The 23,594-nt window shown below is 67.9% G+C and carries 25 protein-coding genes; 14 read left to right on the top strand and 11 right to left on the bottom strand.

The window, feature by feature from the left end; genetic code table 11:
• Positions 1-110: 110 nt before the first annotated feature.
• The gene (locus tag ACFXIV_RS15940) at positions 111-509 is read right to left on the bottom strand and encodes a roadblock/LC7 domain-containing protein (RefSeq protein ID WP_379396928.1); all 399 of its coding nucleotides are present in this window, start codon (positions 507-509) and stop codon (positions 111-113) included.
• Positions 487-2,490 carry a nitrate- and nitrite sensing domain-containing protein gene (locus tag ACFXIV_RS15935; protein WP_379396926.1) on the bottom strand — a complete coding sequence of 668 codons (2,004 nt, stop codon included), beginning with the start codon at positions 2,488-2,490 and terminating at the stop codon, positions 487-489. Before ACFXIV_RS15935 ends, ACFXIV_RS15940 begins: the two co-directional genes overlap by 23 nt.
• A gap of 224 nt (positions 2,491-2,714) precedes the next feature.
• Here ACFXIV_RS15935 and ACFXIV_RS15930 point away from each other — a divergent pair, with 224 nt between their 5' ends.
• From ACFXIV_RS15930 to ACFXIV_RS15920, 3 genes are all read left to right on the top strand, one after another.
• The gene (locus ACFXIV_RS15930) at positions 2,715-2,861 is read left to right on the top strand and encodes an alkaline phosphatase (RefSeq protein WP_379397184.1); all 147 of its coding nucleotides are present in this window, start codon (positions 2,715-2,717) and stop codon (positions 2,859-2,861) included.
• 294 nt (positions 2,862-3,155) lie between these two features.
• A complete protein-coding gene (locus ACFXIV_RS15925; RefSeq protein WP_379396924.1) occupies positions 3,156-4,709 on the top strand; it encodes a succinic semialdehyde dehydrogenase in 1,554 nt (517 codons plus the stop codon).
• Positions 4,710-4,769: 60 nt separating this feature from the next.
• A complete protein-coding gene (locus ACFXIV_RS15920) occupies positions 4,770-5,585 on the top strand; it encodes a class I SAM-dependent methyltransferase (RefSeq protein WP_379396922.1) in 816 nt (271 codons plus the stop codon).
• Positions 5,586-5,671: 86 nt separating this feature from the next.
• Here the strand turns inward: ACFXIV_RS15920 and ACFXIV_RS15915 are convergent, their stop codons facing one another.
• The 4 genes from ACFXIV_RS15915 to ACFXIV_RS15900 all read right to left on the bottom strand — a co-directional run bounded on the left by ACFXIV_RS15915 (position 5,672) and on the right by ACFXIV_RS15900 (position 10,339).
• Positions 5,672-6,079 (bottom strand): DUF779 domain-containing protein, encoded by a 408-nt coding sequence (locus ACFXIV_RS15915; protein WP_354832666.1) that lies wholly within the window; start codon positions 6,077-6,079, stop codon positions 5,672-5,674.
• 79 nt (positions 6,080-6,158) lie between these two features.
• Positions 6,159-7,676 carry an aldehyde dehydrogenase family protein gene (locus ACFXIV_RS15910; RefSeq protein WP_379396920.1) on the bottom strand — a complete coding sequence of 506 codons (1,518 nt, stop codon included), beginning with the start codon at positions 7,674-7,676 and terminating at the stop codon, positions 6,159-6,161.
• Between the two features lie 193 nt (positions 7,677-7,869).
• A complete protein-coding gene (locus ACFXIV_RS15905; RefSeq protein WP_379396918.1) occupies positions 7,870-9,051 on the bottom strand; it encodes a transcriptional regulator in 1,182 nt (393 codons plus the stop codon).
• Positions 9,052-9,190: 139 nt separating this feature from the next.
• Positions 9,191-10,339, bottom strand: coding sequence for an RNA-guided endonuclease InsQ/TnpB family protein (locus ACFXIV_RS15900; protein WP_379396916.1), 1,149 nt, complete (start codon positions 10,337-10,339; stop codon positions 9,191-9,193).
• Between the two features lie 22 nt (positions 10,340-10,361).
• Between ACFXIV_RS15900 and tnpA the strand changes: the two genes are divergently transcribed.
• Positions 10,362-10,808: an IS200/IS605 family transposase gene (gene tnpA / locus ACFXIV_RS15895; RefSeq protein ID WP_379396914.1), complete on the top strand. Its 447-nt coding sequence runs from the start codon at positions 10,362-10,364 to the stop codon at positions 10,806-10,808.
• 226 nt (positions 10,809-11,034) lie between these two features.
• Positions 11,035-11,916, top strand: coding sequence for an LLM class F420-dependent oxidoreductase (locus ACFXIV_RS15890; RefSeq protein WP_379396912.1), 882 nt, complete (start codon positions 11,035-11,037; stop codon positions 11,914-11,916).
• Between the two features lie 12 nt (positions 11,917-11,928).
• On the opposite strand, the gene ACFXIV_RS15885 is transcribed toward ACFXIV_RS15890, so the two are convergent.
• Positions 11,929-12,375 (bottom strand): nuclear transport factor 2 family protein, encoded by a 447-nt coding sequence (locus ACFXIV_RS15885; RefSeq protein ID WP_379380977.1) that lies wholly within the window; start codon positions 12,373-12,375, stop codon positions 11,929-11,931.
• 799 nt (positions 12,376-13,174) lie between these two features.
• On the bottom strand, positions 13,175-13,453 hold the full coding sequence (locus ACFXIV_RS15880; RefSeq protein ID WP_379396910.1) for a hypothetical protein: 279 nt from the start codon (positions 13,451-13,453) through the stop codon (positions 13,175-13,177).
• 491 nt (positions 13,454-13,944) lie between these two features.
• On the opposite strand from ACFXIV_RS15880, the gene ACFXIV_RS15875 reads away from it, so the two are divergent.
• From ACFXIV_RS15875 to ACFXIV_RS15865, 3 genes are all read left to right on the top strand, one after another.
• Positions 13,945-14,157 (top strand): hypothetical protein, encoded by a 213-nt coding sequence (locus tag ACFXIV_RS15875; RefSeq protein ID WP_379396908.1) that lies wholly within the window; start codon positions 13,945-13,947, stop codon positions 14,155-14,157.
• A 107-nt stretch (positions 14,158-14,264) separates the two neighbouring features.
• The gene (locus tag ACFXIV_RS15870) at positions 14,265-14,417 is read left to right on the top strand and encodes a hypothetical protein (RefSeq protein ID WP_379396906.1); all 153 of its coding nucleotides are present in this window, start codon (positions 14,265-14,267) and stop codon (positions 14,415-14,417) included.
• Positions 14,418-14,471: 54 nt separating this feature from the next.
• Positions 14,472-14,672, top strand: a complete 201-nt coding sequence (locus ACFXIV_RS15865; RefSeq protein WP_354832694.1) for a hypothetical protein — start codon at positions 14,472-14,474, stop codon at positions 14,670-14,672.
• Positions 14,673-14,701: 29 nt separating this feature from the next.
• Here ACFXIV_RS15865 and ACFXIV_RS15860 read toward each other — a convergent pair whose 3' ends face one another.
• Positions 14,702-15,016, bottom strand: a complete 315-nt coding sequence (locus tag ACFXIV_RS15860; protein WP_379396904.1) for a hypothetical protein — start codon at positions 15,014-15,016, stop codon at positions 14,702-14,704.
• Between ACFXIV_RS15860 and ACFXIV_RS15855 the strand changes: the two genes are divergently transcribed.
• The 5 genes from ACFXIV_RS15855 to ACFXIV_RS15835 all read left to right on the top strand — a co-directional run bounded on the left by ACFXIV_RS15855 (position 15,006) and on the right by ACFXIV_RS15835 (position 20,528).
• A complete protein-coding gene (locus ACFXIV_RS15855) occupies positions 15,006-15,656 on the top strand; it encodes an ATP-binding cassette domain-containing protein (RefSeq protein ID WP_379396902.1) in 651 nt (216 codons plus the stop codon). The two genes, ACFXIV_RS15860 and ACFXIV_RS15855, sit on opposite strands and share 11 nt — an antisense overlap.
• On the top strand, positions 15,653-16,429 hold the full coding sequence (locus tag ACFXIV_RS15850) for an ABC transporter permease (RefSeq protein WP_357005905.1): 777 nt from the start codon (positions 15,653-15,655) through the stop codon (positions 16,427-16,429). Before ACFXIV_RS15855 ends, ACFXIV_RS15850 begins: the two co-directional genes overlap by 4 nt.
• Before the next feature lie 118 nt (positions 16,430-16,547).
• Entirely contained in the window at positions 16,548-17,528 is a 981-nt protein-coding gene (locus ACFXIV_RS15845) for a hypothetical protein (protein WP_379396900.1), read from the top strand.
• A gap of 150 nt (positions 17,529-17,678) precedes the next feature.
• Positions 17,679-18,842 carry a polyprenyl synthetase family protein gene (locus ACFXIV_RS15840; RefSeq protein WP_379396898.1) on the top strand — a complete coding sequence of 388 codons (1,164 nt, stop codon included), beginning with the start codon at positions 17,679-17,681 and terminating at the stop codon, positions 18,840-18,842.
• Positions 18,843-18,935: 93 nt separating this feature from the next.
• Positions 18,936-20,528 (top strand): MFS transporter, encoded by a 1,593-nt coding sequence (locus tag ACFXIV_RS15835; protein ID WP_379396896.1) that lies wholly within the window; start codon positions 18,936-18,938, stop codon positions 20,526-20,528.
• Between the two features lie 90 nt (positions 20,529-20,618).
• On the opposite strand, the gene ACFXIV_RS15830 is transcribed toward ACFXIV_RS15835, so the two are convergent.
• Positions 20,619-21,293, bottom strand: a complete 675-nt coding sequence (locus ACFXIV_RS15830; RefSeq protein ID WP_379396894.1) for a class I SAM-dependent methyltransferase — start codon at positions 21,291-21,293, stop codon at positions 20,619-20,621.
• Positions 21,294-21,379: 86 nt separating this feature from the next.
• Here ACFXIV_RS15830 and ACFXIV_RS15825 point away from each other — a divergent pair, with 86 nt between their 5' ends.
• Complete coding sequence (locus tag ACFXIV_RS15825) at positions 21,380-22,114, top strand: glutamine amidotransferase (protein ID WP_379396892.1); 735 nt, start codon at positions 21,380-21,382, stop codon at positions 22,112-22,114.
• On the opposite strand, the gene ACFXIV_RS15820 is transcribed toward ACFXIV_RS15825, so the two are convergent.
• Entirely contained in the window at positions 22,062-23,375 is a 1,314-nt protein-coding gene (locus ACFXIV_RS15820; protein ID WP_379396890.1) for a glycosyltransferase 87 family protein, read from the bottom strand. The genes ACFXIV_RS15825 and ACFXIV_RS15820 overlap by 53 nt on opposite strands.
• Between the last annotated feature and the right edge of the window lie 219 nt (positions 23,376-23,594).

Here is a 23,594-nt window from a genome sequence, read left to right as displayed (position 1 = left end):
ACTGAGATTGACTTTCTAATTCATGTATGCGTATAAATCACAAACAATACCGGTTGCCAGCTATCTTCTGGCAACCGGAATCCGGGGCAGGACAGCACGATTCGCGACTCTCACGCACGCTGGCGCGGTGCTGCGGAGAGGAAGGATCCGACCCGCTGCACGGCCAGGTTCATCTCGTAGGCGACCATGCCGAGGTTCGCGTCGGCCGCGGCCTGCAGTGCCAGGCAGGCATTGGCACCCGCCGCGGTGACGAACAGGACCGCGCGGTCGAGTTCGATCACGGCCTGCCGCACCCCGCCCGCGTCGAATCGGCGCCCGGCGCTGCGGGACAGCCCGAACAGGGTCGAGGACATGGCACAGAAGTGCTCGGCGTCCTCCCGGCTCATCCGCGCCGACCGGCCGAGCAGCAGCCCGTCGGCGGAATGCACCACCGCGTGCCGCACGCCCGCGAGTTTGTCGACGAGATCGTCGAGGAGCCAGTCGAGATCACCAGCGGGGGAGGTGTTCACCTTCGCCTTCCTGTCGGGTGGCGGGCGGCGCGCCGGGATCGGTCTGCCGCCCCTGTCGGGTGCCGTTCTCGATGGCCGACGGGATGAGGACGATGGCGCGCGTGCCGCCGTAATCGGAATCGGACAGGCGCACCGAGATGCCGTGCCGGGCGGCCAGCCGCGACACCACGAACAGGCCCAGGCGGGAATCCGAGGACAGGCTGGTGACGGCGAAATCCGGTGGCCCGGCCAGCAGCTCGTTGAGCCGGGCCAGGTCGGACTCGGGAATGCCCATGCCCTGATCGCTGATCTCGACCGCGACCCCGCGGCCCACCGAGGCGCCGGAGATCTCGACGCGGGACTGCGGCGGGGAGAAGGAGGTGGCGTTGTCGATCAGCTCGGCCAGCAGGTGGATGAGGTCGGCGACGGACCCGCCGGCAATGAAAGCCGCAGGCAGGCGGCCGGTCTGGACCCGGGTGTAGTCGGCGGTCTCGCCGACGGCGGACCGCACCAGTTCCAGCAGCGGAACCGGATTGCGCCACTGGCGGCCGGGGCGCCCGCCCGCGAGGATGATCAGGTTCTCGGCATTGCGGCGCTCGCGGGTGGCCAGGTGGTCGAGCTGGAAGTAGATGTCCAGCAGCTCCGGATCCTCCAGCCGGGATTCGGCCTCGTCGAGGATCTCCAGCTGCCGGTGCACCACCACCTGGCTGCGGTGCGCGATATTGAGGAAGACCGACTTCACACCCTCGCGGGTACGCGCCTCGGCGACCGCGGCGGCGACGGCCGTCCCGTGGGCGAGGCCGAAAGCCTCGGCGACCTGGCCGATTTCATCGTGGCCGAAGTCCAGGACGGGTGTCTCGGTCTCGATGTCGAGGTGTTCACCGGCGGCAAGCCGACTCATCGTCTCGGGCAGCTGCTCGTCGGCCAGGGCCAAGGTGCGGTCGCGCAAACGCCGGAGCCTGCGGATGATCCGATTGGCCAGCGCCAGCGCGACCACGATCGCGCCCACCCCGACCACGACCATGCCCACCGCGGCCGCCAGCGATTTCCTGGTGGTGTCGTCAGCGGCGGCCCCGGCCAGCTGCTGGGCCTCGGCGTTCTCCGCCTGCCAGAGGTTCGCCAGGCCGTGCGTGATCTCCCCGGCGCTGTGCTGCCATTCCGCGACCGAGATCGGGAGCGGTTGCAGCGCCGAGCGTTTGGCTGAGCCGTCGGACGGCACCAGGGTGTGCTGGGCCAGGACGGGCTCCACCACGCCCAACTGCTGCCAGGCGGCGGTCGAGACCAGCGCCCGGGCCGCGGCGGCCTGCTTCTCGTCGGGTGCGCTGACGATGCCGTCGACCCGGGTGCGGTAATAGCCGACCAGGCTGAGGTATTCGGCGCCCAGCTCGGGGGAGAGGTTGTCGCCGTCGACGAGGGCCGCGCCCAGCGCGTTCGCGCGGCTCATGGCCTCCAGGCAGTGCAGTACGTCCGCGGCCTGGGTGAGCTCGACGGCGGTGGCGGCATCAGGCGCGGTCTTCTGCGCGACCTGCACGCCCGCCATGACGGCCTCGGGAATATGGTTGTAGAAGGCGTAGGCGTCGGCCGGCCCGAGAGTGCCTGCATCGACGCCGGCGCGAATTCCGGCCAGCTGCTTGCTCATTTCGCCGAGGGCACCGGTGGCCTGGCCCATGGACGCGGGCCCGATCCGCGACAGCGCCGACTGGGCCGGGGCGATCAGTCGCACGGCACTGTCGAGCCGCTGGCGCGCCGTCGTCAGCTGGCGCACATCGGAATCCATCCCGGCCACCCGCCACAGGGTCAGCTGCCGTTCGGCCTGCACGGCCTCGATCAGCTCGCGGGTGGGTGCGATGCCCGCCTGCATCTCGTCGGCCCAGGTGCGGGCCTGGTGTGAGCGGTCGATCAGGGTGCCGGCGACGCCGAGGCCGATGGCCGCCAACGCCACGCTCGGTACCAGCGCGATGGCCAGGATCCGGGTGCGGACCCCGAGCGTCGGAAAGCGCATCGCTGCAACGTAATTGCGCCGCGATGCGCTCGGCGGGTCGAGTCCTTTTGTGCGGGACGGGATTTGACACCGGCGAGACGAGTCCCGTACGCCGGGAGGTGGCCGATCTCCCTGCAATTTCTTTAGAGTTCGTTTACCCTCGAGCCAGCTGTGAGCTTCCTGTGAGACCAGAGTGGGCAAACTTTCAGCACTAGCTTCGTCCGCGCCCGGGACAGCGGGCCGCGCTGGCCGAGATGACCACCAAGGCCATCGACCTGCTCTCGAAGCGCAAGGACGGCAAGGGCTTCCTGCTGCAGGTGGAGGGCGCGCTCATCGACAAGGGCTTCCGGTACTGGTCAACGAATAGCCCGTTCCCGCAGCGCTTTTCATGATCCCGCGCACGCACCCCTCGTGCGTGCGCGGGATCGGGCCCTTGGCCGGTGCTGCCTCACCGGCGATGGATCCCTGCCCGGGTACTGCTGGCTGTTTCTTCGTTCCGCGTTCATGATCGGTTACAAGATTGCGCAGGTAGCAGCCAAAATCGGGGCAATCACGACATTTCGGCCCAACTGCCCCTCCGGCCGGAACCCGATCCGACCGGGCGGAATCCCGCAGTCCCGGCCGGGCGCGGGCGTAGCGGAGTAGATTGTGTGTATCCGGAAGTTACTCGTAAGTAGGAGGCAATGATGCCGGTGCCGGCTGCCGCGGTGTTCGAACGGTTGCGCTCGTTCGCGGCCGTGGATACCGCCCAGGACCATGCGACCCGAGCGATCACCGAGGTGTTCACCGGCGAGACCCTGGGCTCGGTGCCGGTCGGGACCGCCGCCGATGTCACGGCCGCTATCGCCAAAGCGCGTATCGCGCAGGCCGAATGGGCCGCGCGTACGCCCAAGCAGCGGGCCGAGGTGCTGGATCGGTACCGGGCGCTCGTGGTCGAGAACCGCGACTACCTGATGGACGTCATCCAGGCCGAGACCGGCAAGGCGCGATGGGCGGCTCAGGAGGAGGTCATCGGGCTGATGTTCGCGGCCCGCTACTTCTCCCGGGTGGCTCCGCAGCTGCTCGCCCCGCACGGTGCGGCGGGCGCGTTCCCGGTGCTGAACCGGGCCTCGGTGCGCGCGGTGCCCAAGGGCGTGGTCGGGGTGATCGCGCCTTGGAACTACCCGATGCTGCTCTCGGTGGGCGACTCGATTCCGGCGCTGCTGGCCGGCAATGCCGTGGTGGTCAAGCCCGACAGCCAGACCCCGTACTCCTCGCTGGTCAACGCCGAGCTGTTTGCCCGCGCCGGGCTGCCGCGCGATCTGTTCGCGGTGGTCCCGGGGCCCGGCACGGTGGTCGGCACGGCCATCGTCGAGGACTGCGACTACCTGATGTTCACCGGTTCCTCCGCCACCGGCCGTACCCTGGCCGAGCAGTGCGGGCGCCGCCTCATCGGCTTCTCGGCCGAGCTCGGCGGTAAGAACCCGATGATCGTCACCCGCGGCGCCGATCTGAACAAGGCCGCCAAGGCCGCGGTCCGCGCCTGCTTCTCCAATGCGGGCCAGCTGTGCATCTCCATCGAGCGGCTCTATGTCGAGCGCGAGGTCGCCGACCAGTTCACCGCGAAGTTCGTCGCGGCGATGCGGGCAGCGAAACTCGGTGCCGCGTACGACTTCTCGCAGGATATCGGCAGCCTCATCTCCGAGGCCCAGCTGGAGACGGTCACCAAGCATGTCGCCGACGCGGTGTCCAAGGGCGCGAAGGTGCTCGCCGGCGGCAATGCCCGTCCGGACCTGGGCCCGCTGTTCTTCGAACCGACGGTCCTGTCCGAGGTCACCGACGCGATGGAGTGCGGCCGCAACGAGACCTTCGGCCCGCTGGTGTCGATCTACCCGGTCGACTCGGTGCAGGAGGCCATCACCCGCGCGAATGACACCGAGTACGGCCTGAACGCCAGCGTGTGGGCGGGCAGCAAGGCCGAGGGCGAGCACATCGCGGAGCAACTGCACGCGGGCACGGTCAATGTCGACGAGGGCTACGCCCCGGCCTGGGGCACCACCGGTGCGCCGATGGGCGGCATGGGCATCTCCGGCGTCGGCCGCCGCCACGGTCCCGACGGCCTGCTGAAGTTCACCGAACCCCAGTCCATCGTGGTCACGCGGTTCCTGAACCTGGACGCCCCGCCCTTCATCCCGCAGAACAAGTGGCAGCCGTTCCTCATGGCCATCGCCCGCGGCATCCGGTTCCTGCCGGGTCGCTGATCCTCCCGCTGGACCACCCGTCCGGTGTGCGTACACTGTACCCGTCGGAAGGGTGGTCGAATGCCGGAGAATCCGCTTGCCGCGCCGGGCCCGTGGGACCAGGTCGCTGAGAGTTACGATGACGTCGTATCGGACATGATGCGGCCGTTCGCGATTCGTGCATTGGAATCGGCCGAACTGAGCGGCCGGTCCCGGGTCATCGATGTGGCCACCGGGCCCGGCGTACTGGCGCTGCTGGCCGCGCCGCGGGTCGCGGAGGTGGTCGCGGTCGACTTCTCCGAGGCCATGATCCGGCGGCTACGACGGGCCATCATGCAGACCGGGGTCGGCAATGTGCTCACCGGCGTCGGCGACGGGCAGGAATTGCGCTACGCCAGTAACACTTTCGACGCCGCGTTCTCGATGTTCGGGCTCATGTTCTTTCCGGACCGGGCCAGCGGGTTCGCCGAGCTGCACCGGGTGCTGCGGCCGGGCGGCATCGCGGTGGTGTCGAGCTGGGCCCCGATCACGGACTCGCCGCTGATGACATTGCTGTTCGAGGCGTTCCAGGCCGGGATTCCGGGATTCCCTGCGCCCCAGCCGAATCCGGAGAGCCTCGAGAATCCGAACCTGTTCGAGAAGGAGCTGCTCGCCGCCGGCTTCACCGAGGTGGTGCTGCGGCCGCACGCGGAATCGTTCAGTTACGACAGCGCCGAGCAGATGTGGGACCGGCTGACCCGGGGCAGCGCACCACTGCAGGCGACCCGCCGGCGCACCGACAAGGCCACCTGGGCAGCCCAGGAAAAGGTCATGATCGACTATCTGCGCGAGCACTACGTGCCGGGCACACCGCTGTCGACGACCGCATGGCTGGGCACCGGTCGCGTTCCGCGATAAGGACTTTCGGGTTCGGAGCCGTCCGGAGGCTCCGGAGGTTTACGATGGCGCGGCCGACCCGGAGAAACCGGCCGCGCCACCTTCCTTCACCCGGCCAGCTCGTTGCCGCGCAGCGGAGCGGGAGCCGCTTCCAACGCCGCTGTCTCGGCATCGGTGAACAGGCGTGACCGGATGACGAATCGGACTCCCTCGGGTGCCTCGAGGGAGAAACCACCGCCGCGGCCGGGGACCACGTCGACGGTCAGATGGGTGTGGCGCCAGTACTCGTACTGGTCGGCGCTGATCCAGAACGCCGTGTCCGGGAAGACGCGGCCGAGCAGCACATCGGCCGCGCCCACCCGGAACTCGCCCAGGGGGTAACACATCGGGGAGCTGCCGTCGCAGCAGCCGCCCGACTGGTGGAACATCACCGGACCATGGTGATCGATGAGGTCCTGCAGCACGTGTGCGGCGGCCTCGGTGATGGTCACCCGGGATACGGAACCTGCTTTCATCACGCTCCTCGCAGACCGTCCGGCCCGTCCGACTCCGAATTACCGACAAAAGTTCCGAATGAACCGAATTGCTTGTGGTTCAGAAGAATCCGAGCTTGTTCGGGGAGTAGGACACGAGCAGGTTCTTGGTCTGCTGATAGTGGTCGAGCATCATACGGTGGTTTTCCCGGCCGATGCCGGACTTCTTGTAGCCGCCGAACGCCGCGTGCGCGGGATAGGCGTGGTAGCAGTTGGTCCACACCCGGCCGGCCTTGACCGCGCGGCCCACCCGGTAGGCGGTGCTGCCGTCGCGGGTCCACAGGCCCGCGCCGAGGCCGTAGAGCGTGTCATTGGCGATGGTTACCGCTTCGACCTCGTTGTCGAAGCGGGCCACCGCTACCACCGGACCGAAGATTTCCTCCTGGAAGATCCGCATGTCATTGCGGCCCTCGAAGATCGTCGGTTCGATGTAGTACCCATTGGGGAAGCCCTCCACCTTGCGCATCTCGCCGCCGGTGAGGACCCTTGCGCCCTCTTTGCGGCCGATGTCGATGTAGGACAGGATCTTTTCGTACTGGTCGTTACTGGCCTGCGCGCCGATCATGGTCGTGTCGTCGAGCGGATTGCCGCCCTTGATGGCCTTGGTGCGCTCGAGGCAGCGGGCCATGAACTCGTCGTAGATCGACGAGTGGATCAGCGCCCGCGACGGACAGGTGCAGACCTCGCCCTGGTTGAGCGCGAACATCACGAAGCCCTCGACGGCCTTGTCCAGGAAGGCGTCGTCGGCGGCCATGACGTCGGGGAAGAAGATATTGGGGCTCTTGCCGCCGAGTTCCAGCGTGACCGGGATGATGTTCTCGCTGGCGTACTGCATGATGAGCCGGCCCGTGGTGGTCTCGCCGGTGAAGGCGACCTTGGCGACGCGCGGGCTGGAGGCCAGCGGCTTGCCCGCCTCGACGCCGAAACCGTTGACCACGTTGACGACTCCGGGCGGCAACAGGTCGGCGATGAGCTCGATGACCAGCAGCAGCGAGGCCGGGGTCTGTTCGGCGGGCTTGATGACCACGCAGTTGCCGGCCGCGAGGGCGGGGGCCAGCTTCCAGGCGGCCATGAGGATCGGGAAGTTCCACGGAATGATCTGCCCGACCACACCCAGCGGTTCCTGGAAGTGATAGGCGACGGTGTCGGCGTCGATCTGGGAGAGATGGCCCTCCTGCGCGCGCACCGCGCCGGCGAAGTAGCGGAAGTGGTCGACCGTCAAAGGTAGGTCGGCGGCGAGGGTTTCGCGGACCGGCTTGCCGTTCTCCCAGGTTTCGGCGACAGCGAGCCGCTCCAGGTTCGCCTCGATCCGGTCGGCGATCCTGTTGAGGATGTTGGCACGATCCGTCACCGACGTGGCACCCCAGGCGTCGGCCGCCCGGTGCGCCGCCTCCAGGGCCATATCGATGTCCGCGGCACTCGAACGCGCCACCTGACAGAAGGTTTCACCGTCGATCGGGGAGGGATTGTCGAAGTATCTGCCCTCGATCGGCGCTTTCCACTCGCCGCCGATGAAGTTGTCATAGCGGCGGTTGAAGCTGACGATGCTCCCGTCGGTGCCGGGTTTTGCGTAGATCATGGCGCGGCTCCTGATCCCGTATCTGCGGTGACGGGGGCCACTATGAACCGCGAAGGTTGGCGGGAGGTTGGCGCGGGGTTGGCGAAACGTTGCTGAGTCACTGCCGTCGAATACGACTGCGGTAATGGACATTCCGGACAAGGCCGGCATATTCGTGGCATGGCGTGCACCCGCGCACGCACTGCGGCATCGATTACGCGCGCAAGGCGGTGTGCAGGCGTGCGGTCGCCAGCGCGCGGCGGCTGTCGCCGCGGGGGAGCAGATGCAGCGCGTGCTCGTGGATCTCGATGTCGTCCGGGCAGCGCTGACCGAAACGCAGGGCGTGCTCGGGGTTGTGGTCGGCGAGCACGGCCGTGCGCAGGCAGACGTCGAGGTGTTCACGCCACTGCACGATGCCCGGGACGTCCGAATCAGGCAGCAGCGGACCGCGATACAGGCGGACGGCGGTGGTCAGGTCGCCCGCTTCGAGGGCGGCGAGCAGCTCGACGGCGTCACAGGCGAGGGGTTCGGTGAGCATGTAGCGGCGGTCGGCGATGCGGCCGTCGGTGGCGGCGCGCAGGCGGGAGACGTCGGCCTTGAGGGTGCTGGAGGACACCGACCGGTCGCCATAGACGGCCTCGTGCAAGCGTTCCGGCGTGAAGCCCTCGGGCTCCAGGGCGAGCAGGGTCAGGATCTCCAGCTGCCGGGGCCGCATCGCCATCTGCTTGCCCTGCTTGTAGAGGCGCGGCACCCCCAGCGATTCCAGCCGGGTATCACCGGCGGGGCGGGACTGTTCGGCATGTACTCGGGCTTCGATGGCTGTCACCAGGGCTCGGACCGTTGTGAGGATGAGCGGATGTGAGCGATCCCAATACGTCGACAAATCCAGCACGCCGAGCTGACGACCGTCGGCGGCGCGGATGGGCGCACAGTAACAGACCCAGCCGTGCAGCGCCTCCACCAGATGCTCGGCGGCCCAGACCGAGGTGGGGCGGCCGCTGTGCAGCGACAGCGCGACACCGCTGGTGCCCATGTACGGCTCGTCCCAGCAGCCGCCGGGCGCGAGATTGACCGATTCCGCCCGCCGCCGGACCGATCGGTCGCCACAGCTGAAGAGCACGGTCCCCGTGTCGTCGGTGACCACCGCGACCATGCCCGAATCCTCCGACAGGGCCCGGAGTTCACCGGCCATCTCGGTGATGGGCGTGCGCAACGGCGATTCGGCCCAGCGCGAACCCAATTCGTCCCGATCGGTTCCGGGCGCCACCGCACGCGTCGGATCCACCGTGCGCAGCGACCGCTCCCACGACTCCGCCACCTCGTTGCGCAGCACCACCTCGGTGCCAGGCGGGCGGCCCGAGGAGGCCGTGGTCCACCGCACCCATGCCTTCTCCAACTCCGCACGCTGGTGCGAATGCGAAGAAGAAGAAGGGACTGGCAGCTGTTTGACATCCTCCCGGCCACGAATGACCGGGATTCCTCCTGAACCTTGCGGTTCTACGGTGGGTTCCTGTTTCACAGGGACTCGCTTCCCGCTAGGCAGAAAGACTGACAGTCCCTCCGCAGGCGTTTAGACTCTCGGCGCGTCCCGCCGCGAGGATGTTCATTGCCGCGTTCAGGTCGCGGTCGTGGACGGCACCGCACGTGCACGCCCACTCCCGCACGTGCAGGGGTTTCTTCCCGGACAGCGCTCCGCATACCGAGCACAGTTGCGACGAAGGGAACCAGCGGTCCACCTTGCCGAAGGTGCGCCCGTATCGGGCCGCTTTCTCCTCTACCATGCCGGTGAACATGCTCCACCCGGCATCGTGGACCGACTTCGCCAACCTCGTCCGGGTGAGACCTCTCACGCACAAGTCCTCGTTGTACACCGCTTGGTTCTCGCGGATGATCATGGTGGACTGCTTGTGCGCCCAATCCCGGCGCGTATCGGATGCTTTCGCATGAGCCTTGGCGACCCGCACGCGGGCTTTCACCCGATTCTTCGAGCCTTTCTCCTTGCGGGACAAAGACTTCTGCGCTTTGCGCAATCGGCGTTCGGCCTGCCGCAGAAACCTCGGCGAGGCGATCGTCTTGCCGTCCGACAGCACAGCGAACGTGGACAAACCCAGGTCGATGCCCACCTCGGTGTCCACCCCTGGGAGCGGCTGATCGTTGACTGACACGACGAACGACGCGAGGTACCGCCCGCTCGCATCCTTGATGATCGTTGCCGACGAGGGGTCTGACGGCAGTTCCCGCGACCAGCGAACCGCTAGTTCGCCGACCTTCGCCACATACAACCTGCCGTTCGGCCGGATTGAGAACCCGTTGCGGGTGAACCGGATCGAGTGCCGGTTGTCCTTCCGAGACCGGAAACGTGGTGGCGCGACCCTCGCACCTTTCCGCTTGCCGGTGACCGACTGGAAGAAGTTCCGGTAGGCAGTGTGCAGGTCGCCCAACGCCTGCACCAGCGCGACGCTGGAAACCTCGGCCAGCCATGCACGTTCCGACGTTTTCTTCGCCTCGGTGATCACCAGGGTTTGCAGCGCCGAGTCCTTGATGTACGGCAGCCCCGCCTCGCGTGCCTGTTGCCGCAACCGCAACCCGTCGTTGTACACCACCCGCGCGCACCCGAATGCCCGCTCCAGCGCGATCTGCTGACCAGGCGTCGGATAGACGCGGAAGTTGTACCGAAGCTGCACAACTCAATCCTATCGTTGGTCTATGGTTTCTGAGAGTAGTTATAGACGCGGACGCAGTGTGGTTTCCGCGATGCACGTCCACTTGGTCTTCGTCACCAGATACCGCCACGGAGTGCTCACCGACGAGCTGCTCACGACCTGCGAATACGTGATGCGCGACGTGTGTGCCGACTTCGAAGCCGAGCTGGTCGAATTCAACGGCGAACACGATCATGTGCACCTGCTGGTCGAATACCCGCCCAAGCTCGCGGTATCCAAGCTCGTGAACAGCCTCAAGGGTGTGTCCGCCCGTCGCCTGCGCGACGAATACCGCGGCTGGGTGAACCGGCACAGCATGAACGGACACTTGTGGTCCCCGAGCTACTTCGCCGCGTCCTGCGGCGGTGCGCCGCTGTCGATAATCCAGCACTACATCGAGCAGCAACAACGGCCGCCTCGCGCCCCCGGCAGGCCGAAGTTGATGCGCTAACCCGGCCCTGAAGGACCGGGCTTGCGCGCTACGTTTCCGGGTCATGGCGCAAACTCCTCGCGGTGCGACCGGACCGAGCGATATCCCATGATGGCGCGCGGTCGCATCGCGCGGGCCGCATTCGCCGCAGTCCGTGCGCTAATTCGTTCCGGGCGGCTTCGCAGCCTTCGCCGGCCCGGTTCGGCGCCCCCGAACGGTTCCGGATTCCACTGGTAGACAAGAAGTCATGGTCCTCCCTTTCCGCTTCGGCGTGAACCTGCTGACCCCCGCATCCCGCCCGGAATGGATCGAGAAGTGCCGTCGCGCCGAGGGACTCGGCTACGACGTCATCGGAGTGCCCGACCATCTCGGGCTGCCCGCGCCGTTCCCGGCGCTCATGCTGGCCGCGGATGTCACCGAACGGCCGCGGCTGAACACCTTCGTGCTCAATACGCCCTTCTACAACCCGGTTCTGCTGGCCCGGGACGTGGCCGGGCTGGATCAGCTCACCGGAGGGCGGTTCGAGCTGGGGTTGGGGGCCGGGTACGTGCGGGCCGAATTCGAGGCCGCCGGAATGCCGTTCCCGTCGGCGGGCCGCCGCGTCGCGCACCTCGAGGAGACGGTCACGACGCTGCGCCGCCTCTACGCCGATCCGGAATATCAGCCGCGTCCGGCGCAGCCTTCCGGGCCGCCGCTGCTCGTGGCCGGCTGGGGTGAGCGGGCGCTGCGGCTGGCCGCCGAGTACGCCGACATCGTCGCCTTCACCGGCGCGAGCTCGGCCGACAGCGGGCTGCTCACGCTCGCGGACGCCGACTCGACCGCGAAGAAGACGGACTACGTGCGCGGGCTGCTCGGAAACCGGGCCGGCGCCGTCGAATTCAACCTGCTCGTGCAGGGCATCGCCGCACCGGCCGACCGCGAGGCCGCGGTCGCCTACCTCACCGAGCGCCTGCCCTTCGGCTACACCGGCGCGCTCGAGGACCTGCCCGTGCTGCTGGTCGGCACCGCCGCGCAGATGGCCGAGGCCCTGCGCGAACGCCGGGAACGCTTCGGGTTCAACTACGTCACCGTGCTCGAGCACAACATGGACCGGTTCGCGCCGCTCATCGAGCTGCTGAAGGGGGAGTGATCCCCGCAGGACTCAGGTGCCCGGGACCGCGTCGGGGGCGATGAACATGTAGCTCTTCTCCTCCACCCGCTGCTTGATGCGCCATTCGCCGTCCATGCGCACGAAGGTGTCGTGATACCAGAGCCCGCACAGCATGAGCTGCCGCGTGCCGTCGGCGGCGGTGACCAGCATCGGGTTGTGGCACATGGTGCGGGCAGTGGCGTTATCGCCCTCCACGCGGATGGAGGAGTTACTGATCATGTGCTGGAAGGCGGAGAAATTCGGCATGACGGTGGCGAGGAACTTCTTGGTGGATTCCACGTCACCGGCCGGGCCGCCCATGGCCGTGTAGTCGATGTGGGCGTCGGGGGTGAAGATTTCGTCCAGCAGCTCCCATTGGTGGGTGTCCACGGCATGGGAATAGCGGACCATGAGGTCCTCTATTTCCAGGCGGTCCGAAATCTCCTGCAGGGACAGCATGGTGCCTCCGAGTGGTGCCGATAACTGTTCAGGGACGGTGGGCCAGCGTACGGCGAGGCGGACGTTGATCTTGCCGTTTCCGAAAGATATTGCAGGCGAATGGGATCAGCCGAGGCCAGCGCCCCGCCAACCGTCCGGAACAGCGGGTTTGCTTACCGCCGACCTACCGGTCACTACCGCGCCATACCGGCGGCTACCGATTTCTGCGCCTCAAAAGAGGAGGCAATCGTCGAGCGCACCTACCGCGAACTACCGCCCACTACTGCCGCTTTCGGCCCGAACTCGACCACCAGCGGCGCTTGCACAGGCGTCGAACCTCAGTCGGCTGACCATATCTCGAGCGGCCGGTATCCAGTGTTTGCAGAACAGCCTCGCTGGCGTGTCGTCGATCCGACACGCCAGCGAGATTCCCGGGCCAGCAATCCACCGGCAAACTCCTCGGGCTGGACGGCATCGCTGAGAGGACCCTACTCGTGAGCGCCCGACACACGCGCGAATGCCGATGGTCATCCGGGGCACACGACACGGCCCGCAGAGCATAAAACTCAAGCTGGGCCCTCCGGATTCCCCCTTCCTGGACCGGCTTTCGTCGTTTCCGGCGGTAGCAACGCGAGATGGCCGAAAAAGACTCGGCCCCAGCCCGTTTGGCGTCTGCGCTGCCAAGCCGATAGATTGACCGTTCGAAATATGGACACCCGTTGATGTGTCTCTCCAATACGATGGTCGCCGCCGGTACGCCCCGCCAACGAATGCCCGGCGGTCGACCATGAGAGCCACTTCTCCGCTGAGACGTCCCCGACTACAGCATTTCGGCGTACATGCGGCCGTCGAGGATTCCGAACTCGATCCGGCAGGGGAACGCCGACGGGTGCCCGGCCGCAACAGCGTGCAGGTTCCCCCCGATGACGGTGGTCGCCCAGTCTCGCAGCTGCTCGGGTAGCTGGTACCGCGCGCCGTTGGTTGCCCGCAGATACAGGGTGTCGGCGCCGGCGGGGTCGTAGATGCCGACGGCGGCGACGTCGAGGATCATCCCCGTCTGCTGCGGCGTGGCGATCATGGGCGGCTCGAGTGGTGTCATGCCAGGAAGATAATGCTGGCAGCGGGCACTGGGGACCGCTCTGATCAATACGGCCCGATACGTCCGGGTAGGTCTCTGCTCCCGTCCAACGGACGCCGTCCAATGTCCAACGAGACAGCGCGACCGGATCGCAGCGCACTACTCGTTGTCCACGGATGGATGGTCGCAGTGACGCAGCCGAGGACCCACCTGGATGGGTGCTGGTTCCCGCCGACACCCACCACCAGCCCAGCATGGATCCCTATGTCTTCCAGTCGAGGAGCTCCAGCACGGTGCAGGTGATGAGGTCCCCTGATTCGCTGCTCGCCGTCAACTGGGTCTTGCTGGTCGCCTTCGCTCATACCGGATTTGACGCGCCGAGCACGCCGGCGGTTGCATGCGACAGGCGCCGATATGCGGAACGAACCCGGTGCGAACCACATCGGACGTGCATCGGACCCCGATCCGAGCTGGATCGCATCCGCGCCGCGTTCAACCAGCACGATCGGGTGGTGATCCTGACCGACGAGCAGAGCGGCTGGGGTGGTGATCCTGGATCCGCGATGCCGAAGGAGGTCCCGCTGTACACGTGGAACCTCGCCGGCTACCGGATGGGTCACGCTGCGGGTGGCCCGAACCGGCACACCTTCGGTGGTCTCTCGGACTCGTGCTTCGCCTTGATCGAACTCATTGAGCGGGGCCGTGATTCGGATTGGCCCTTTTGAATGACACGCATGGGTGATGTCACATCAAGCGCGAGATCCGGCTGGCGGTCCAGGACGTCAAGGCCAGCCCGGCACTGTGCAAGCCGCTGGCCCAGGTCGGTGATTTGGTGGTGGGCGCGTACGCCGAGCTCGGCGGCGGCGACACCTCCGGGGTGACCGATTTGGAGAACTCGATCGACTCGATCGAGGCGCAGGCGAAGGGCGCGGGCGAAGCGATCACCGAGCCCGCCAATACCGACCCCAACTCCGTGCCGAACTAACTGTCGGAACCGTTCCCGTCCGACATCCGGGCGGTAATTCGAAAGGAGCGCCGAATGCGCGATGCCGACAGCCATCCCATCTTCTCTCGATGCCTCGCCTGTACCAACCGCATCCACTGGGTGGAATGCCCGACCGGCGGGTGGTGGAAGCATGACAAGCATCCCGGCGACGACCACGACGCGGTCTCGCCGTTGCGCGTGTTGGAAGAGAGGGACGACAGCGGCAACTGCGTGGTCGTGGGAACCACCATATGACCGCGACCCTCCGTTGAGCACCGCCTGGGTCATCTCCGAACCCGGGGGCTGAGCTGCGCCATGGCGTCGAAGTAGAAGTCCGCGGCGTCCGGCAGTTCGGCGAGCAGGCGTGGCGCCTCCCAGCCCTGGCCCGTGAAGGTTTCGGCGAGGATGCGGCGTTGGGCCGCGGTGTCGCGGCGCTGCTGGTGGGGCTCGCGGCGCAGGCGCTCATCGACCCCGAAACCGCCGCCACCGGAGCGGAACTCGCCGAGGGGCTGCGTCGGATCGCCGGGCTGCCGGCGAGTAGGCGACCCCGCGCCCCGTCGCCGATCCGGAGTGGGGCAGGGTGAGGCGGTGCCCAGCATTGTTTTGGACCGGGTCAGTCTCGGCCACGGATCGACCTCGGTACTCGTCGAGGTCGATGCCACCTTCGCGGCCGGGCGGTGCACGGCCGTGGTCGGACCGAGCGGGGCGGGCAAGACGACCCTGCTGCGGCTGCTGAATCGGTTCGGGGAACCCGACAGCGGACGGGTGCTGCTGGACGGGATCCCGGTGGCCGACCTGGATGTGCTGACGCTGCGGCGGCAGGTGGGGTTGGTGCCGCAGCGTCCGGTGTTGCTCACCGACACGGTCGGCGAGGAGGTGTGCGTGGGGCGGGCCGTCGATTCCGAGCGGGTGGGCGAATTGCTCGGGGCGGTCGGCTTGCCCGACGGGTTCGCGGCGCGCCGCTGCGCCGAGCTGTCCGGGGGTGAGGCGCAACGGGTTTGCCTGGCGCGGGCGCTGGCGGTGGACCCGCGGGTGCTGCTGCTCGACGAGCCGACCTCGGCGCTGGACGGGGCGTCGGCGGTGGCGATCGGTGCGTTGATCCGGGCGCATGTGGTGGCCGGCGGCAGTGTGGTGCTGGTCAGCCATGATCCGGGATTCGTGGCCGAGGTGGCGGACGAGGTGTGGACGCTGGCCGCCGGGCGGCTCACGCGCGGTGCGGAAGCGGGGAATCAGCCATGACCCAGGGACTTTCGGTGCCCGACTGGACGGGCGTCGGCGCGTCGCTGGTCCTGGTCGCGCTGGCGGCGGCCATCGCCTATCGGCAGCAGCTGCATCTGACCCGCGAACTGCTGATCGCGGCGGCCCGGGCCGGGGTGCAGCTCGTCGCGGTGGGCGCGATTCTGCTGATCCTGTTCCGCCACACCGGTTTGCCGGGCGCGCTGGGCTGGGTGGTCCTGATGATCGTCATCGCCGGGCAGGTGGCCGGGCGCCGCGGCGCGGGACTGCCGCACGCGACGCGCTCGGCGACCATCGGCGTGGCGTTCGGCGCGTCCATCACCCTGGGGGCGTTGATCGCGCTCGGCATCATCTCCACGCAGGCGCGGGTGGTGGTGCCGGTGGGCGGCATGATCGTGTCGTCGGCGATGCAGTCGACCGGAATCGCTCTGCGCCGCCTGGTCGAGGACGCGCGCCGGGCCCGCGATGCCGTGGAAGCGCGGCTGGCACTGGGTCTTTCGGCGTACCAGTCGTTCCTGCCGAATCAGCGTTCGGCGCTGCGCACCGCGCTGATCCCGGCCATCGACTCGACCAAGGTGGTCGGTCTGATCAGTCTGCCGGGCGCGATGACGGGTCTGATTCTCGCGGGCGTGGATCCGCTGACGGCCATCCGCTATCAGATCGTCGTGATGTACATGCTGCTCGCGGCCACGACCCTGGCCGCGCTGGCGGCCACACGGGTGGCCGAGCGGACCCTCTTCGACGGTGCGCAGCGCCTGGTCCGGCTGCCCGACTGACGACCGTCCGGCCCGCAAAATCCTAATGAGTGAGATTTCAAATGCGAGCTCAAACGTCCGAAATGCCGTTATCGTTACGATGTCGTCGGTAAAATGCTTGGGGGATAGGTAGTTTCGTATGGAAGCGATCGAGTTCTTCATGCCGTTCGGCGCTGCGGGGGTCAATCCCGCGGAGCCGGAAGCCGAAGCGGGGATGTGGTCCTGGCTGGAGGCCTACGGGCTGGTTCCCACCGAGCCCACCCGGCGTCGCATGGAACGCACTCGCCCGGCGCGCATGTACGCCCTCTGGTGTCCGAGCGCGGACCCCGAGGAGCTCACGCTGCTGAGCCAGTACACCGCATGGGCTTTCATCGTCGACGATCAGTTCGACATCGAAATTCCCGATCCGCGTCGGTGTCTGGAGGCCATTACCGCCATCGAGGCCGTACTGGACGGTACGACAACACCTTCCGGCGTGCTGGCGATCGCCTTGGCCGACCTGTGGCCGCGCCTGTGCCACGGCCGGTCGGCGGCTTGGCGGCGGAGCGTGCGCCGGGAGATCCACGACTGGCTGTGGACCTACTACACCGAGAGCGTCGGCCGACTATCGGGCAATCTGCCCGACCTCGAGACCTACCGCGCACATCGGCGAGACGGTGTGGCGCTGTTCGTGTTTCTCGATATCAGCGAACGCGCCGAGGGCGTGGACCTGCCCGCCGCCGTCCGCCACCTGCCCGCCATGCGCAGCCTGCGGATGGCGGCCGTCGAACACATGGGCCTGTTCAACGATGTGCTGTCGGTTGCCTCGGACGAGGCCTCCGGCTACCTCTACAACTCGGTACTGCTCGCGCAGTATCACCACGGGCACGACAGAGCTCAGGCCCGGCAACTGGTCAACGGCATGCTCTCCGAATGCGTCGAGCAGATGATCGAGGCGGTGCAACGCCTGCCGACCGAGCTCGACGATGCCGGCCTCACCGGCCGCGAACGCGCGGACGCCCTGGTCACCGCCCAGAACTACACCGTCTATGTGCGCGCCAACCACGACTACCACTATCAGGCAGCCCGCTACACGAGCGCACCCGCGGAGGCGCTCGAGCACGGCCTGCCACTGACCTGAAGCAGGAAACCTTCCGGCGTTGCCGAAATGAAATCCGCAGGCAACCCTCAGGTTTCAGACTGTGATGGGACCATGAGCTTCTTCTGAGCATGGCTGCCCAGCCGCCATCGGGTGGCTGCGGCAACCGTGTCCGAGCGAGCGGGGCCGATTATGCGAGCGTCGAAACCGATCCGATTCACCGCAGGACAGCACGCCGAGGGCAAGCGCCGATGGAGCCTGTCCCGTCCGGCCGCGGCCGCCCTGGCCGACCGTGACGAAACCTGCGCCCGCGCACCCGAATCCCTATCGCACCCGCTCGACGTGGACATCGAGCGGAGAGCTCGCAGACGCCTGTCCGAGGCCCGGATCGCCATCGACCCGGTGCTGCGCTCGGCGGTCGGCGCGCTGGCCGAACCCCTGGATGTGATGGCCGGGTACCACTTCGGGTGGTGTGATCCCGAGGGGCAGACGGTCACCGGCGCGCAGGGCAAGGCGCTGCGCCCGGCCCTCACCTTCGCGGCGGCCGCGGCCTGCGGCGGCGCGGTCGAAGAGTCGGTGCACGCCGCCGCGGCCGTCGAACTGCTGCACAACTTCTCGCTCGTCCACGACGACGTCATGGACACCGATCCGTTCCGGCACGGCCGGCCGACGGTCTGGCGCATCTGGGGCGAGACCAATGCGACGCTGCTCGGTGACGCGCTGCAGGCGGTCGCGCTCGGCGTGCTGTGTGACGGCGCACCCGAGACCGTCACCTCCGAGGCGGTCATCCGGCTGGCCAAGGCCACGGTCACGCTGTGCCGGGGCCAGTACGCGGACTGCGCCTTCGAAACCCGGCCCACCGTCAGCGTCGACGAGTACCTGGCCATGGCCGCCGGGAAGACCGGTGCGCTACTGGGCTGCGCCTGCGCGCTGGGCGCGCTGTGCGCCGGGGCCGACCACCGCGTGGTCTCGGCCATGCACACCTTCGGTATCGAGATCGGGCTCGTGTTCCAGCTCGCCGACGACTTCATCGACATCTGGGGCGATCCGGAGATCACCGGAAAACCGGCGCACAGCGACCTGATTCACCGCAAACAGTCCTTCCCCGTGGTGTGCGCCCTGGAATCGGATACCGCGGCCGGCCGCGAGCTGGCCCGCCTCTACCACGCCCGCCATCCCATGACCGCGGCCCGCGCGGCCCGGGCGGCGGACCTGATCGAGCAGGCGGGCGGCCGCCAGCGCACCCTGCGCCGCGCGACCGCCGCCCTGGACGCCGCATTCGCGGCCCTGCCCGGCGATCTCGCCTCCGACGACCTGACCGCCCTGGCCCAGCTGATGGCACACCGCGATCACTAGGACGCCGGGACCGTCAACATGGTGCCGCCCCACCCGTTCGGCCGATCGCGAACGGATGCGCCGATGCCAGGACGGATCCGTACCCTCTGACGGATGAGCACACCCTCGGCGACCTCACCGTGGACACCCCTGCGCATCAATACTTTTCGCGCCCTGTGGATCGCCTCGATAGCGTCCAATGTCGGATCCTGGATGCACCTGGTCAGCGCCTCCTGGCTGATGACCACGCTGACCGGATCGGCCGCGCTGGTGGCATTGCTGTCCACCGCCAATGCCCTGCCCAGTTTCGTGCTGGCCCTGCCCGCGGGTGCGCTCGCCGACATCCTCGACCGCCGCCGCCTGATCCTGTTCACCCAGGCGTGGCAGCTGGTGGTGGCGGCGCTGCTCGGCGCACTCACGCTGTCGCACAGCGTGAATCCGGCGCTGCTGCTGACCGCGACGCTGCTGCTGGGCACCGGCGCGACGCTCGGCATGCCGGCCTTCAGCTCGATCACCCCCGAGCTGGTGCCGGCCGCGCAGTTGCCCGCCGCGATCAGCCTCAACTCGGTGGCGATGACGGCCTCCCAGGCGATCGGACCGGCCATCGGCGGCGTGCTGGTGGCCGCGGTCGGCTCCGGCGGCGTCTTCCTGCTCAATGCCGCGTCGTTCCTGGGAGTGCTTGCGGTGGTCTATGTCTGGCGACGCCGGCCCACCGCGACGGCACTGCCGCCCGAGCATCTCACCACCGCCATCCGCACCGGCCTGCGCTATGTGGCCAATGCGCCCGAACTGCGCGCGGTGCTGGTTCGCGCCGCCGCCTTCGTGCTCTGCTACGGCGCGCTGCCGTCTCTGCTGGCCGTGGTGACCCGGGTGCGTCTGCATCAGACGGCGACCACCTACGGCCTGCTGCTCGGTGTACTCGGGGTCGGTGGTGTGTGCGGCGCACTGGTGCTGCCGCGCATCCGGCACCGCTATTCCCCCGATCGGATCGCGCTGGCCTGCAGTCTGCTCTACGCCGCCTGCCTGCTGACGGTCGCGCAGCTGACTGCCTTCCCGCCCGCGCTGCCGGTGCTGTTCCTCGCCGGCATGGCGGGCATGGGTGTGATGTCGACGCTCAATATCGCGGCACAATCGGTGCTGCCCAGCTGGATTCGCGGTCGCGGACTGGCGGTGTTCCAGCTGGTGTTCCAGCTCGGCTTCGCGGTGAGCGCGGCCGGCTGGGGTGCGGTGGCCGGCACCGCGGGACTGCCCACGGCACTCACCGCGGCCGGGGTGGCGCTCGCGGCGCAGACGGTGCTGGGCCTGTGGTTCCGGCTCGCGGCCGCCGAGCAGATCGATGTCCAGGCCGCGCACGTGCTGGAACCGTACGTGCCGCTGTCGCTGGCCCCCGATGACGGCCCGATCATGCTCACCGTCGAGTACCGCATCCCCGCCGAGCACCTGGCCGACTTCCACGCCGCCATTCCCGACCTGCGGCGTTCCCGCCGCCGTGACGGGGCCATGCACTGGGCGATGTACTCCGATCCGGTCGACCCGGACCGTCACGTCGAGACCTTCATGAGCCCGTCGTGGGTGGAGCACGAGCGCCTGAGCCAGCGGGTCACCGGGACGGATGCGCTTGCGGTGCAACGGATTCGGTCATTGCACGTGGGCGCGGAGGATCCGGCGCTGCGGGCGCTGGTGAGCGACCGGGTGCATCGGGGCTGAAGGCAGCGGCAGGGCTGAAAACAAAAGTACGTGTAACCCTGGGTTACACGTACTTTTCGGAAGAATTTTTGATGAGGTAGGCGAACTGTATCAGAGCCTCCGGATGCGTGCCATCCAAGCCGCAACATCCACCAGACCCGCGGGGGACAGCTCGAGGCCCACCGCCTGATCGGCGACGGTGGCGGTGACCCGGCCGCGGTAGCGGGTCGGTTCCAGGCTCTCCAGTTCCCAGCCCGCGCCGAAGGATTCCCGGATCACCGTGTCGCTGATGCGGGGGCCGAAGCCGGGTTCGGCGTCGGAGAGCGCCAGGACGTGGACCACGCCGCCGGGCTTGCAGACGGCGTGCAGGCTGCGGACGTAGGCGGAGCGGGCCTCGGGTTCGGTGCCGAAGACGTGGAACAGGGCGCTGTCGACCACGGTGTCGAAGGCGGGCACCGAACCTGGAGGATCACCCGCGAAGTCGGCATTGCCGCCGAGGGCCAGGGCATCGGCGACCTCGAAGCGGACGGCCAGGACGTCTTGGGCGGCGGCATTCGCGCGGGCGTATTCGATTGCGCTGGGGGAGAAGTCGACGCCCAGGACGTCGTAGCCGAGGCGGGTGAGCAGGATGGTGTGCTCGCCCGCACCGCAGCCCGGCTCGAGGACGCGGCCGCGGATCTCACCGGCGCGTTCCAGTGCCACGATGGCAGGTTGCGGTTCGCCGATCACCCAGGGCGCGGTGTCCTCGTCGTAGACGGTGTTCCAGATTTCTACCGGTCGAGTCATGGTTCCACCCTGCAACCTCGAGCGCACTCGAGGTCAATCCCCGCATAGCCCCCAACCGGAGCGGACCGACCGCCCACAATGTGGACATGCCCAAGTCTTGTCTGCTGCTGCAGCTGCGACCCGAGCAAGCGGCCTCCGACCAGGAGTACGAAGCGATCCTCGACGCGGGCGGGCTCGCCGCCGCGGACGTGGTGCGGGTCGAGATGAATCGCGGCATGCCCGATCTCGAGCTCGACGACCACTGGGCGGTGATCGTCGGCGGCGGGCCGAGCAACCTCAGCTACCCCGAGGCCAAGAAGTACGACTATCAGCGGGTCTTCGAACCCGAGCTGAAGAAGCTGCTCATCGAGATCGTCCGCCGCGACATCCCGTACCTGGGCGCGTGCTACGGGTTGAGCATCCTCGCCGACGTGCTCGGCGGGCCGGTCGGCACCGAGCGCTACGGCGAGACCCCCGGCGCGACGACCATCGAACTCACCGAGGACGCGGCGAAAGACCCGCTGCTGCACGGACTTCCGGACACGTTCCGGGCCTTCGTCGGGCACAAGGAGTCCTGCCAGGACGTTCCGCCGGGTGCGGTGCTACTCGCGCGTTCGGCCGTCTGCCTGGTACAGGCGGTGCGGGTCGGGGAGAATGTCTACGCCACCCAGTTCCACCCTGAACTCGACGGCCGGGGCCTGGCGCTGCGCATCGAAATCTATCGGCACGAAGGCTATTTCGACCCGAGTGAGGCCGACTCCCTGACCGAACTCGGGCACCGTGAGCACATCACGGTGCCGCAGGAGATTCTGCGGCGCTTCGTCGCCCGGTACCGGGGGTGAGGACGGGGCGGACAGGCGCGGAACCGCGCCGTGTCAGCACGGCGGTGGCGGCGAAGAGGGCGAGCGTGAGCCAGATGTAGGCGTTGTGGTCCAGGACGGCGAAGGGGCCGCGGCTCGGGAGGTCGAAAACGCTGCCGTAGTGCAGGTCCAGCAGCTCGAAGACGCCGCCCGAGCAGACGAGAAAGACGCCGAGCAGACCCGCCACGGTCGGCAGGGAGCGGCGGCGCAGGGCGAGGTCGGCCAGGCAGATGAGCAGAGGAGCCAGCCAGACCCAGTGGTGGATCCAGCTGTACGGGGAGACGACCGTGCTGGTCAGACCACACAGGACCACGGCGGGAAGTTCACGGCCGGTGACCGAGAGACGGCGGGCCAGGATCAGGCAGACCACCGCGATGGCGAGAGCGGCGGCGGCCCACAGCAATTGGATGCTGCCGGCAGCGCCCAGGGTGCGGGCGAGCATGCCGCGTAGAGATTCGTTCTGCGGGTTCTCGGGGACACCGACCCGCGCAGGGTCGGCGAAGGCGCCGCTCCAGAACGTCAGCGAATCCTTCGGCAGCACGGCCAGGCCGATCACCATGGTGGCGACCAGCGCGCCGGTGGCGGTGGCGGCCGCCCGGAATCGACGAGTCACCAGTAGGTAGACGATGAAGAACGCCGGGGTCAGCTTGATGCCGGCCGCGATACCGGTCAGCACGCCTTTGCAGCGGGAGGAATCGGGCAGCGCCATATCGGCCAGCACCAGGAGCAGCAGCAGGATATTGACCTGCCCGAAGGCCTCGGTCTCCCGGATCGGCTCACACAACAGCAGCAGAGCGGCAGCGGCAGGGCCCACGATCAGCATGCGGCGGTCGCGCCGATAACCGAGCACCGACAGTGCCGCCCAAACAGATCCGGTGAGCATCGCGAAATTCGCGAGTCCCCCGGCCCAGGTGAAGACCGACCCGTGCAGCCACGCCAGCGGCACGAACATCAGCGCCGCGAACGGGGTGTACACGAACTCCCACACCCCGCGCGTGTGCCCCCGCAACGGGGTGTCGTACACCGAAACATCGTGCACCACACGGTCTGCCGCGATCTGATACACGCCGAGATCGACCAGGTGCAGCATCGCGCGGGGCGCGGCCAGCAGCTGACCGAGGTAGTACCACCCGGCCAGTCCACCCAGCACCGCTACCAGCCACACCACGACCAGCGGAATCGAGCGCCGTTGCGGCGCATCCTGATTCGTGGCCATCACCTGTTCGGCCGTCGACAACGGCATCCACACACCCCCGCTTCCGGGCTTCCGATTGCCCGCCCCACCGTAGTGACGGGCTCACCTGATCGCCAGCCGGCCCCGGCGCGTGCGGACCGTGCGGGAGTGTCGACATTGCCGGTTACGAGCGGTCGGTGTGCGTCTATGGGTCGTGACGATCGGCGGCTGACCTTGGCCGAGGTGCACCGATCACACCCTGGCCAACCGCTTGATGGCGTCGCGGGG

This window comes from Nocardia sp. NPDC059236 (assembly GCF_042754085.1).
GTDB lineage: Bacteria > Actinomycetota > Actinomycetes > Mycobacteriales > Mycobacteriaceae > Nocardia.
The sequence above is the reverse complement of the archived record's forward strand: the minus strand, read 5'-3'. Positions and strand labels throughout refer to the sequence as shown.